Source organism: Nonomuraea sp. NPDC049784 (assembly GCF_040659615.1).
GTDB lineage: Bacteria > Actinomycetota > Actinomycetes > Streptosporangiales > Streptosporangiaceae > Nonomuraea.
The window spans coordinates 1-10,388 of the sequence record NZ_JBFAMX010000354.1 but is presented as its reverse complement, the minus strand read 5'-3'; the positions used below and the strand labels follow the sequence as shown (position 1 = coordinate 10,388).

Genomic DNA, 10,388 nt, shown 5'->3' with positions numbered 1-10,388 from the left:
CCGGCCGAGGACCTCGGCCAGCACCTGCTCGGCGTCGGACTCGCCGCCGCCCCGCCAGGCCACGAACGCGTCCGGCCTGACCAGGATGGCGCCGTCAGAGGGGATGCCGAGGGTGGCGGCCCAGTCGTCGTCCAGCGGGACGTAGTCCCCGCCCGCGCCCAGCCGCACGACCCGCAGCGGCACGTCGGTGCGCTCGGCGATCTTGGCCGCCGCCTCCTGCCACGCGCCCCCCTCCGCACTGGTGAGGAGCACGTAGGAGTCCCAGAACAGGTCGATGGTGGACAGGCGCTCTCCGTCACGCTCCAGCCAGATGTGCGGCGCCCGGGTGCCCGGCTCGCCGACCAGTTCCAGCGGCGCGGTCAGCGTGGGCCTCGGCTGCTCGGTCACCACCGCCTGGGAGCGGTAGCGGTAGCCGAGCGTGATGATGATGTCGTCGACCATCTGGTCCCGGACCTCGTCCGTGGCGTACCCGTGCCTGATGCGGTTTCTGACCAGGGCCTGCTCGGCCATGGCGGTGCCCACCGCGTGGCGCTCGTCGTGGTACGTGTCGAGCAGCTCCTGGCCCGCCCAGCCGTGCAGCGTGGCCGCCAGCTTCCAGGCCAGGTTGTGCGCGTCATGGATGCCCGTGTTGGCGCCGAAGCCCCCGGCGGGCGGGTGCACGTGGGCGGCGTCCCCGGCCAGGAACACCCGCCCGACCCGGAAGCGCTCCGCCACCAGCTGCGCGCCCTCCCACGGCACCTTCGCCATGATCTCGACCTGCATGTCCGACTTGCCCGACGCGGTGCGAACGATCTCCACGCAGCGCTCATCGGTGAAGTCGGCCGGGGACTCGCCCTTGTCCGGGTGGTAGATGGGAGCGGCCAGCCAGGGATCGCGCCCGTGCAGCCGGGACAGCCCGGTCATCGTCCCGCCGGCGGTGGCGTAACACAGGATGAACGGCCGGTCGGCCAGGATCTCCTCCAGCTCGGGCGCACGGAAGTAGATGCTGAGCGCGTTGAACACGGTGCCGCGGCCGGACCGGGAGACGCCGAGAGCGTTGCGCACCGAGCTGCTCGCGCCGTCCGCTCCCACGAGGTACTGCGCCCGGACCGTCGTGACCACTCCGGTCGCCACGTCCTCCACCTGGGCGGTCACGCCGTCGTCGTCCTGCTCGATCGAGCGCAGCTTGGTGGAGAAGCGCACCTCGCTGCCGTACTCGCGGGCCTTGCCCGCCAGCACCACCTCGTAGCGGTCCTGGCCACATCCCATGACCCGCTCAGGGCTGACGGTCTCACCGTCCAGCGACGGGGCTTCGAGCACCACGGCGTCGTCGATCTCGGAGAAGGTGTTGACCCGCAGGATCCCGCCCTCGAAGAACGGGTGCGAATCACCGATCTCCAGCGCCCGGATCTCCTTGCCCAGTCCCGCCGCCCGGAAGATCTCCATGGTGCGGGCCTGCAGGCCGGGCGCACGAGGGAGCATGGAGGTCTCGCCGCGCTTCTCGACGACCAGCGTCCTGATGCCGTGACGGCCCAGGAAGACCGCCGTGGACAGGCCGACCGGGCCGGCGCCCACGATCAGCACCGGCACGTTCTCGTCGTACATCAGATTCCTCCATCGACATTGATCGTCTCGCCGTTCACGAACCGCGACAGGTCACTGGACAGGAAGGCGACGACTCCGGCGATATCCGCGACGTCCCCGAGCCTGCCGAGGGGGATCATCTTCTGATAGCGCTCGAGCACGGCGGGCGGCGTCGGCTCCTCGGTCTGGATCGGCCCCGGTGCCACCACGTTCACGCGCACGCCGCGCGGGCCCAGCTCCTTGGCGAGGGAACGGGTGAGCCCGACCAGGCCGGCCTTGGTGGCCGTGTAGTGGGCGCGCAGCGGGATGCCGACCGTGGCGACCCTGGAGCCCACGAAGATGACGGAAGCACCCTCGCCGAGCAGCGGCAGCGCGCGCTGCGTGACCAGGTACGGCCCGCCCAGATTGTTGGTCACGACGCGCTGCCACTCCTCGAGCGGGAGCTCGGCGAACGGCACGTGGCTGATGACCCCTGCGTTGTGCACGACCACGTCAAGGGATCCGAACGAGGTACGGCAACGCTCGACGAGGTCGTCGACGTCAGCCGGGTTGCTCACGTCCGCCCTGACCAGGTGGTGGTCGCCACCGGTCTCCTTGAGTTCGCGGGCCAGGCTCGTGACGGCCTCGCCCTCCGTGCGGTAGCACGTCACCACGTCGGCACCCGCGCGGGCGAGGCCGAGCACGACGCCCCGCCCTATGCCCCGCGAACCGCCGGTCACGAGGATCTTCTTTGCGGTCAGGTTGAGCTCCATCGTTCCATGGCTCCTGTGACATCTAGAGGAGGATCGCCGCCGCCACCAGGTTGGCGATCAGGGCGGCCAGGGAGAGCACCACTCGTGCGGTGTTCCAGGTCTTCCAACGGGCCCGCGGATCGCGTTCCGGCCAGTCGTTCGGTTGACTCGCCGGGTCCAGCGCGGTCACGTACTTGTTGATCGGGACGTTCTTCACCAGGGAAATCGTCATGAGCACGGCGAGCGACGCGGCGGCGAGCCAGAACATGCCTGCCGCGTCCGCCCGCTTGCCGCTCATCACCGCGAGGGCGACGTCCAGCCCGAACGCCAGGACGTTCATGATGGGCAGGAACGGGTCATAACGCGGCCACATGAACTTGATCAGGTCTACATACCCCGCGTACGGCAGGCGGAGGGCGAAGGCCGCCAGCCCTATCGCGTTGCCGAGCATGACGCCGGTCGCGACCCCGTTCGCGAACAGCGCCAACGCGAGGAGCGCCCCGGTCATCCCGCGCCCTGCGGGACCGCCGCGGCCTTCTCGACCAACCCCTTGATCCGGTCCATCTGGATCGCGGTGTTGTGGTTCAGGTACGCGGTCATTCCGTCGTCGTCGGCCGGGGCCTGCGGCTTCATGTGGAAGTCCTGCACCCAGCGCATTCGCACACCCTCCGGGACCTCGCGGTACTCCCAGAAGATGTTCATGTACTCGAACGGGCCGGTCTCGATCCTGTGCGCGCGCACCTCGCGCTTCACGGGGTCGGGGGTGCGCTGCGAGATCCAGCTCCACACCGTGCCGTCCTCGTCGGGGTGCATGGTGAGGCGGAAGGTGATCGAGTCGCCGTCGCGCTCCAGGATCTCCGCGGCGGCGTACTCGCTGAAGAGCTGCGGCCACGAGGCGACGTCGTTGGTCATCTCCCAGACCAGGTCCATGGGGGCCTGGATGACGATGGCGTTGTCCGTGTGTCCGGCCATGGCAGGTTTCCTCCGTTCAGCTCGCGAGACGGACGTTGACGTAGTCGGCCAGGGCGCGGGGCGTGGGCAGCTGCTCCACCACATCGTCGGGAATCACGACGCCGAGGTGGTTCTGGAGCTTCGCCGTCACCTCCAGCACCGCGAGCGAGTCGTAGCCGAGGTCGACGAACGGGACCTCGGAGATGTCGTCGCCGAGGTTCACGTTCTCGGCGGCGCCGGCGCACTCGATCATCGTGGCCTTGAGGTCTTCGATGGTGAAGGGGGTGGGGGCGGTCTGGGTCATCTGGTGCTCCGTTCACTCGTGACAATGACTGCCGCGTTGAATCCGCCGTGACCGCGGGCGACGACCATGGCGGTGCCGAGCTCCGCCTCCCGCGGCGCGCCGCGGACCAGGTCGATGTCGCAGCCGGGGACCAGCTCGGTCACCCCGGTCGTGGGCGGGATGACGCCGTCGCGAATGGCCAGCAGGGCGCTCGCGAGGTCGAGGGCCGCGCCGCCCGCGTAGAGCCGCCCGGTCATGGTCTTGGGGGCGGTGACCGGTGGGGTGCCCGGGCCGAAGACCGCGCGGATCGCGGCGGCCTCCTGCAGGTCGAGCTCCGGTACGCCGGCCGCGTCCGCGAAGACCACATCGACGTCGCCGGCGGTCAGCCCGGCGTCGGCGAGTGCCAGCTCCATCGCCCGGCGCAGGCCGGGCTCCCGGCCCGAGCCCGGACGCGGGTCGAAGGTCGAGGCGTAACCGGCGATCTCCCCGTAGACGCGTGCGCCCCGGGCCCGTGCGTCCTCGGCGTTCTCGACGATCAGCATCGCGCCGCCCTCACCCGGCACGTAGCCGGACGCGCCCACGCCGAAGGGCAGGTACGCGCTGCTGGGATCGCTCGACTCGCTGAGCCGTCCGTTGCTGTACTGCGCGGCCAGGCCGTAGGGACACAGAGAGGCGTCGGTCCCGCCGGTGACCACCAGCCGGGTGCCGTTCCTGACCAGCTGACGCGCCTGGCCGGCCGCGTCCAGACCGCCCGCCTGCTCGGCGCAGATGACCCCGCAGGGGCCGCGCATCCCGTGGCGGATGGAGATCTGGCCGGTCGTGGCCGCGTAGAACCAGGCGATCGACTGGTAGGCGCCGACCCAGGAGGGACCCTTGGACCACAGCCGCTCGATCTCCCGCTGGCCGAACTCGGTCCCGCCGGAGGAGCTGGCGGTCACCACGGCCATGTCGTACTCGGGCATGGCCGTGGGATCGGCGGCCGCGTCCTCCAGCGCCCAGGCCGCGGCCGCCAGCCCGAGGTGGGTGCCGTGGTCCGTCTGCGGGATGAGGCGGCTCGGGACGTGCTCGCCGGCGGTGAAGCCGCTCACCTGCCCGGCCAGCCGGACCGGGTAGCCGGAGGCGTCGAAGCGGCTGATCTCCGCGATGCCGCTCTTCCCCGCCAGCGTGGCCGCCCAGTATTCCTCGACGCCGATCCCGTTCGGCGCCGCGATGCCGAGCCCCGTGACGACAGCGTGCCTGCTGCTTACCTCGCTCATGCCGCCCTCACGATGGCCATGGCGGTCTGGAAGCCGCCGAACCCGCTGCCAACGCTGAGCACTCCGTCTATGGCGTGCTCCCGCGCGGTGAGCGGCACGTAATCGAGATCGCACTCGGGGTCACGCGTGTGCAGGTTCGCCGTCGGCGGCACCACCTGGTGCTCGATGGCCAGCGCGCAGGCGGCCACCTCGATGGATCCGATCGCGCCGAGGGAGTGACCGACCATGGACTTGATGGAGCTGACCGGAACCTCGTAAGCACGGTGGCCGAGTGCGCGCTTGAAGGCCGCGGTCTCGTGCCTGTCGTTCTGCTTGGTCCCCGAGCCGTGCGCGTTGATGTAATCGATGTCCGAGGCGTCCAGCCGCCCCATGGCCAGGGCGTTGCGGATCGCCTCGGCCATCTCACGGCCGTCTGGTTTGAGCCCCGTCATGTGGTAGGCGTTGCTGCGGCTGGCGAATCCCGCTATCTCGGCATAGATGTGCGCGCCGCGCGCCAGGGCCGCCTCCCGCTCCTCCAGGACGAAGACGGCAGCCCCCTCGCCCAGGACGAACCCATCCCGATGCGCGTCGAACGGACGGGAGGCGTGAGCCGGATCGTCGTTGTTGGGAGAGGTCGCCTTGATCGCGTCGAAGCAGGCCGCGGTGATGGGCGAGATGGGTGCGTCGGTCGCGCCGGCGATCACCACGTCGGCACGGCCGGACCAGATCTGCTGGCAGCCGTTGCCGACCGCGTCCAGCCCCGCCGTACAGCCCGTGGAGATCAAGGAGACCGGCCCCTCGGCGCCCGCCGCCCAGGCGACCTCGCACGCGATGGTGCTCGGCGCCATGTATCCGTACAGGTGCCGCACCACATAAGAGGGATCCACCAGCCAGCGCCGGCCGCCGTCGCTCAGCACGACGTATTCCTCTTCGAGGCCCATGGTGCAGCCCACGGCGCTGCCGATGCTGACCCCGACGCGCTCCGGCGGCACCCCTTCGATGCCGCTGTCCGCCAGGGCTTCCCTGGCGCAGACGACGCCGAACTGCGCGGCCCGGTCCATCCGGCGGATCTCCGCCGGGCTCAGCCCCTCCGCGGCCGGGTCGAAGTCGCATTCGGCCGCGACGCGCGAGCGGAAGCCGGACGGGTCGAACAACGAGATGGCGCGGGTGGCGGTGCGGCCCGCGGACAGCAGATCCCAGAACGCCTTTGTTCCGATGCCGCCCGGGGCCACCACGCCGATCCCGGTGATGACGACGCGCCTGTCAGTGCGCATCAGTTCGGCCCTCCAACATCAGGTAGGGCCTCCGCCGCTCCGGAGCTCGGCAACGGCTCGGTGTCGACGTGACCGAGCTCGGGCCGCGGCGCCAGCGGGCTCAGGTGGAAGATCGCGTACACCTCTTCCTCGCCGTCGTTCCAGACCCGGTGCGGCAGACCCTTGGGGACCATCAGCCCTTCGCCGGCCTCCACCTCGATCAGCTGCGTGCCGTCGATCCTGGCGGTGAGCCGGCCGCGCACCACGAAGAGAAACTCCTCGGAGTGCGGGTGATAGTGCTCGGCCACGTACTCGCCGGGCGCGAGCGTCAGCGTGCCCATGAACCCGGAGGTGGAGGCGACCGTCTTCGGGCTGAGCACCACCCGGATGTCACCTCCGCGGCGCCGGTTGGGGGCCACGTCGTCCGCGCGCACCTTGGCCACCACGGCGAGCTTCTCCGCTGCGTCACTCACCGTTCGACTCCCAGACGTAGAAGGGGTTGGCCATGGCATCCTTCGGCTCGCGCCAGTTCGGGTCGTAGGGCCGGATGTGCTGCGCCAGCCGCTTGTTGATGTCGTCATAGAGCGGGTGGCTGCGTGCCTTGTAGAGATCTGGCGTGATGTCGTCGTCCGCCTCCACCAGGTGGAAGTAGAGGTCGTGGAAGCGGAAAAGCGTGCGTCGCGACACTCCGATCATCCGGGGCAGGTCGGTGGCGTCAGAGTCCCTGAAGATCTGTGCCACGTTGTCAGCCTCGGCCGGTTCCATGCGGGCGACGATCAATGTCCGATGCACCCGGAGCTCCTCTCGTTTTGATGCCCCATGGTTGATCCGATGGTTCTGGTCTCGGTCGAATCCCGCTCGAAGCGGGCGGCGCGAGTCCACTTCGAGCCGGGAACCGCACAGTGGCGGCGGGATTTCAGAACCGTCGAAAGGGTGACTGCTGTGAGCGGTGAGAACGAGCTGGCCTTCATCGGTCTGGGCGGCATGGGTGCCGGCATGGCGCTGTGCCTGCGCGAGGCCGGATTCCCGCTGGTGGTCCACAACCGCACGGCGGCCAAGACCGTGCCGCTGGCGGAGGCGGGAGCACGCGTCGCCGCCTCGGCCGGCGACGCCGGCCGCGACGCCTCGATCGTCCTGCTCAGCCTCAGCGACGAGGCGGCCGTCGAGCAGGTCCTCTTCGGCGAGCTGTCCGGGCGGTTGCGTCCGGGGGCGCTCGTGGTGGACACCTCGACCGTTTCGCCCGCCTACTCAGCGGATGCGTCCGAGCGGCTGGCCAGGACCGGCGCCCGCCGCATCGAGGCGTGCGTGATCGGGAACCCGCCGATGGCCAGAGCGGGCCAGCTGCGGGTCTTCACGGCCGGGCGGCCCGAGGATGTGGACAGTGCCCGCGAGGTGCTGGAGGCGCTCGCCCAGGACATGGTGCACGTCGGCCCGGCCGGCTCGGCCTGCGGGCTGAAGCTCTCCTTCAACCTGCTCCTCGGCAACCAGATCGCCGCGCTGGCCGAGGCGGCGCAGCTCGCCGTCAGCGCCGGCGTCGACCGCGATCTCTTCTTCACGACCATCGCCAAGAGCGGGTTCAGTTCGCCGGCGCTCGCGTTCCGTGCTGAGCTGATGCGGACCCGCCGCTACGAGCCGCCGGCGTTCCGCAGCACGCTGATGGAGAAGGATCTTCGCCTGGCGGTGGCCGGTGCCGCCGCACACGACCTCGAGCTGCCCGTCACGGCGGGGGTGGCCGAGCGGTTCGGCGCGGCGATCCGCGCCGGTGACGGCGACAAGGACGCCGCCGCCATCGCCGAGTTGCGCACCCCCGTCCGCTGAGCCGGGTTCAGATCGCGATTCCGCCGTGGACCTCGAAGACGCTGCCGGTGATGTACGAGGCCCGGTCGGATGCCAGGAAGGCGACGAGATCGGCCACCTCTTCGGGGTGGCCGAACCGGCGCAGCGAGATCCTCTCCAGCAGCTTCTTGGCGGCACGCTCGCTGAGCTGGTCGGTCATGTCCGTGGTGATGAGGCCCGGCGCGACCACGTTGGCCCGCACGCCGTGCCCGCCGATCTCCTTGGCCAGCGCCCGGGTGAAACCGATGATGGCCGCCTTCGACGCCGAGTACGTGGTCTGCGTCGCGTTGCCGTACACACCGGCCACGGAGGACATGGTGATCACGCAGCCCGACCGGCGCTTCATCATGCCGAACACCGCGGCGCGGCACAGGTGGTGGACGCCGCCGACGTTGGTCCGCAGCACCGCCTCCCAGTCGGCCTCCTCCACGAGCATGAGTGGCCCGTCCCTGGTGATGCCGGCCGACGTCACGACCGTGTCGATCGGGCCGAGCTCGGCTTCCACGCGGTCGACCCAGTCACGCATCGCCGGGCCGCTGGCGACATCCGCCCGGACCGGGAGCACCTGGCCGCCGAACTCCCTGGCCTCCTTGGCCACTGCCGCCGCGCTCTCCTCGGCGCTGTGGTAGCAGAAGCTGACATCGAATCCGTCCCGTGCCAGTCGCAGCACGATCGCCCGGCCGATGCCGCGCGAGCCGCCGCTGACGAGCGCGACCTGCCTGTCTGTGTGGCTCATTACCTCAGAGTCGCATCGGCCCCGGAGGGACTGCTCGAGGGCGGCTCGAGAACCACAGGCCCTGCGGCCTGCGCTCGCCCGGCCGGTCGAGCCCTGTTCCAGCCCGTCGCGAGCGCGACGGACCAGCATCGGCCAAGACGTGCCTGAGCGGAGGTTGATCGTGGATCTTGAACTGGCCGGCAAGCGGGTCCTGGTGACCGGCGGCACGCAGGGGATCGGCCGGGCGGCCGTACTGGCGTTCGCCCGGGCCGGGGCCCGTGTGGTCGCCTGTAACCGCACCCCGGGAGAGGCGGCCGACGGTCTGGCCCGTGAACTGAAGGAGCTGGGTGACGGCCACCGCGTGGTGCAGGCCGACGTGACCGAACCCGACGGCGCGGCCACGCTCGCGACCGTCTGTCAGGAGGCGCTCGGCGGACTCGACGTCGTCGTGAACAATGTCGGCGTCGACGGCCGCGCCCGTTTCGCGGAGCTCACCGAGCAGGAGTGGGACCGCGTCATCTCGGCGAACCTCACCAGCAGTTTCCTGGTGACCCAGGCCACGCTCGGGCTGCTCGCCGACCACGGCTCCGTCATCTACATCGGGGCGTCGGCCGGCATGCGCGGGCGGCCGGAGAGCGCCCACTACTGCGCATCCAAGACAGCGCTCAACGGGCTCACCCGGTCCCTCGCCAGGGAGCTCGGCAGCAGGGGCGTGCGGGTCAACACCGTGGCGCCCGGTGTGATCGTGAAGGGGCCCGGTGACGGACCGCCGCCCCCGGTCGCCGACCTCATCAAGGCGGTGACGGCGCTCGGCCGTCTCGGCTCACCCGAAGAGGTGGCGGCGGCCGTGCTCTTTTTGGCCAGCGACGTGTCCCGGTACATCACCGGGGTCACTCTGAACGTGGACGGAGGCGTCTGATGCCCTATGCCGCCATTACCTACAACGTCCGGCCCGGATTCGACGACGAGGTCGCGGAGATCTTCGCCGACTTCCAGCGGGTGGACAGCCCCATCCTGCGCGGCGCGACCGGCGACGAGGCCGGTCGGCTGCTCGGCACGGCCGTATTTCTCAAGGACGGCGTGCTGGTCCGAGTGATCCACTACGAGGGCGACTTCCGGGCAGTCGCCGCCCACATGGCCGGGCAGAAAGGCGTGCACGTGATCGAAGAGAAGCTGGCGCCCTACCTCGTCGACCAGCGCGACACCTCGACGCCGGAGGCGTTCCAGGCGTACTTCCGCAACGCGCTCATGCGCTGCATCGTTCAGCTCTCCGTGGACACCCATCCTGCGGGCCGATGATGGAGCTGGGCATCGGGCTGCCGACGATGGTGTCGGGGATCGCCGGCAGTGATCTTCTCGCCTGGGCCCGGAGGGCCGAGGAGCTCGGCTTCTCGTCGCTCGGGGCGCTCGACCGGCTGATGTACGACGGCTACGAGCCCTTGATCGCCCTGGCGGGAGCGGCCGGCGCGACGAGCCGGATCCGGCTGGCCACGACCATCCTGATCGCCGCCTACAGAGGCGATCGGGCGCTGCTCGCCAAGCAGCTGGCCAGCCTGGACCGGCTCTCCGGAGGACGGCTCACGGTAGGCGTTGCCGCCGGTGGGCGGCAGGACGACTACGAGGCGTGCCGTACCTCTTATGCGGAACGCGGCCGGCGGCTCGACGATCTGCTCGCCGAGCTGCGCGGGTTCTGGAGCGGGGAGAGCGACGGGCCGGTCCCCGGGCCGCGCGCCGAGAAGGGCGGGCCGCCGCTGTTCGTGGGCGGCCACTCGCCCACGGCGATGCGGCGCGCCGCGGCCTTCGGCGATGGCTGGATCGCCG

Annotated in this window: 14 protein-coding genes; 4 read left to right on the top strand and 10 right to left on the bottom strand. The window is 70.5% G+C overall.

Going from position 1 to position 10,388, the window contains the following annotated elements; genetic code table 11:
- The 9 genes from AB0J09_RS42550 to AB0J09_RS42510 form a co-directional block, all read right to left on the bottom strand.
- On the bottom strand, positions 1-1,584 hold a 1,584-nt coding region (locus AB0J09_RS42550; RefSeq protein ID WP_360704259.1), incomplete at its 3' end, for an FAD-dependent monooxygenase.
- Positions 1,584-2,315 (bottom strand): SDR family NAD(P)-dependent oxidoreductase, encoded by a 732-nt coding sequence (locus AB0J09_RS42545; RefSeq protein ID WP_360704257.1) that lies wholly within the window; start codon positions 2,313-2,315, stop codon positions 1,584-1,586. The genes AB0J09_RS42550 and AB0J09_RS42545, both read right to left, overlap by 1 nt.
- Positions 2,316-2,337: 22 nt before the next feature.
- Positions 2,338-2,802: a DUF1772 domain-containing protein gene (locus tag AB0J09_RS42540; protein WP_360704254.1), complete on the bottom strand. Its 465-nt coding sequence runs from the start codon at positions 2,800-2,802 to the stop codon at positions 2,338-2,340.
- The gene (locus AB0J09_RS42535; protein WP_360704251.1) at positions 2,799-3,266 is read right to left on the bottom strand and encodes an SRPBCC family protein; all 468 of its coding nucleotides are present in this window, start codon (positions 3,264-3,266) and stop codon (positions 2,799-2,801) included. The genes AB0J09_RS42540 and AB0J09_RS42535 overlap by 4 nt, the downstream gene beginning before the upstream one ends.
- 16 nt (positions 3,267-3,282) lie before the next feature.
- Positions 3,283-3,549, bottom strand: a complete 267-nt coding sequence (locus AB0J09_RS42530; RefSeq protein WP_360704248.1) for an acyl carrier protein — start codon at positions 3,547-3,549, stop codon at positions 3,283-3,285.
- A complete protein-coding gene (locus AB0J09_RS42525; RefSeq protein WP_360704245.1) occupies positions 3,546-4,784 on the bottom strand; it encodes a ketosynthase chain-length factor in 1,239 nt (412 codons plus the stop codon). Before AB0J09_RS42525 ends, AB0J09_RS42530 begins: the two co-directional genes overlap by 4 nt.
- Positions 4,781-6,037, bottom strand: coding sequence for a beta-ketoacyl-[acyl-carrier-protein] synthase family protein (locus tag AB0J09_RS42520; RefSeq protein WP_360704242.1), 1,257 nt, complete (start codon positions 6,035-6,037; stop codon positions 4,781-4,783). The genes AB0J09_RS42525 and AB0J09_RS42520 overlap by 4 nt, the downstream gene beginning before the upstream one ends.
- Positions 6,037-6,489, bottom strand: coding sequence for a cupin domain-containing protein (locus AB0J09_RS42515; protein WP_360704239.1), 453 nt, complete (start codon positions 6,487-6,489; stop codon positions 6,037-6,039). The genes AB0J09_RS42520 and AB0J09_RS42515 overlap by 1 nt, the downstream gene beginning before the upstream one ends.
- Positions 6,482-6,808, bottom strand: coding sequence for a TcmI family type II polyketide cyclase (locus AB0J09_RS42510; RefSeq protein WP_360704236.1), 327 nt, complete (start codon positions 6,806-6,808; stop codon positions 6,482-6,484). The genes AB0J09_RS42515 and AB0J09_RS42510 overlap by 8 nt, the downstream gene beginning before the upstream one ends.
- Before the next feature lie 150 nt (positions 6,809-6,958).
- On the opposite strand from AB0J09_RS42510, the gene AB0J09_RS42505 reads away from it, so the two are divergent.
- Positions 6,959-7,834, top strand: a complete 876-nt coding sequence (locus AB0J09_RS42505; RefSeq protein ID WP_360704234.1) for an NAD(P)-dependent oxidoreductase — start codon at positions 6,959-6,961, stop codon at positions 7,832-7,834.
- Between the two features lie 7 nt (positions 7,835-7,841).
- Here the strand turns inward: AB0J09_RS42505 and fabG are convergent, their stop codons facing one another.
- Positions 7,842-8,588 (bottom strand): 3-oxoacyl-ACP reductase FabG, encoded by a 747-nt coding sequence (gene fabG, locus AB0J09_RS42500; RefSeq protein WP_360704231.1) that lies wholly within the window; start codon positions 8,586-8,588, stop codon positions 7,842-7,844.
- Positions 8,589-8,748: 160 nt separating this feature from the next.
- On the opposite strand from fabG, the gene AB0J09_RS42495 reads away from it, so the two are divergent.
- The 3 genes from AB0J09_RS42495 to AB0J09_RS42485 form a co-directional block, all read left to right on the top strand.
- Complete coding sequence (locus AB0J09_RS42495) at positions 8,749-9,486, top strand: SDR family NAD(P)-dependent oxidoreductase (RefSeq protein ID WP_360704228.1); 738 nt, start codon at positions 8,749-8,751, stop codon at positions 9,484-9,486.
- The gene (locus AB0J09_RS42490; protein ID WP_360704225.1) at positions 9,486-9,866 is read left to right on the top strand and encodes a SchA/CurD-like domain-containing protein; all 381 of its coding nucleotides are present in this window, start codon (positions 9,486-9,488) and stop codon (positions 9,864-9,866) included. The genes AB0J09_RS42495 and AB0J09_RS42490 overlap by 1 nt, the downstream gene beginning before the upstream one ends.
- On the top strand, positions 9,863-10,388 hold a 526-nt coding region (locus AB0J09_RS42485; RefSeq protein ID WP_360704222.1), incomplete at its 3' end, for an LLM class flavin-dependent oxidoreductase. The genes AB0J09_RS42490 and AB0J09_RS42485, both read left to right, overlap by 4 nt.

Excerpts from the sequence above, each read along its gene's own strand:
- fabG (WP_360704231.1), bottom strand. The coding sequence starts at position 8,588 with ATGAGCCACACAGACAGGCAGGTCGCGCTCGTCAGCGGCGGCTCGCGC.
- AB0J09_RS42520 (WP_360704242.1), bottom strand. The coding sequence starts at position 6,037 with ATGCGCACTGACAGGCGCGTCGTCATCACCGGGATCGGCGTGGTGGCC.
- AB0J09_RS42540 (WP_360704254.1), bottom strand. The coding sequence starts at position 2,802 with ATGACCGGGGCGCTCCTCGCGTTGGCGCTGTTCGCGAACGGGGTCGCG.
- AB0J09_RS42525 (WP_360704245.1), bottom strand. The coding sequence starts at position 4,784 with ATGAGCGAGGTAAGCAGCAGGCACGCTGTCGTCACGGGGCTCGGCATC.
- AB0J09_RS42490 (WP_360704225.1), top strand. The coding sequence starts at position 9,486 with ATGCCCTATGCCGCCATTACCTACAACGTCCGGCCCGGATTCGACGAC.
- AB0J09_RS42535 (WP_360704251.1), bottom strand. The coding sequence starts at position 3,266 with ATGGCCGGACACACGGACAACGCCATCGTCATCCAGGCCCCCATGGAC.
- AB0J09_RS42545 (WP_360704257.1), bottom strand. The coding sequence starts at position 2,315 with ATGGAGCTCAACCTGACCGCAAAGAAGATCCTCGTGACCGGCGGTTCG.
- AB0J09_RS42530 (WP_360704248.1), bottom strand. The coding sequence starts at position 3,549 with ATGACCCAGACCGCCCCCACCCCCTTCACCATCGAAGACCTCAAGGCC.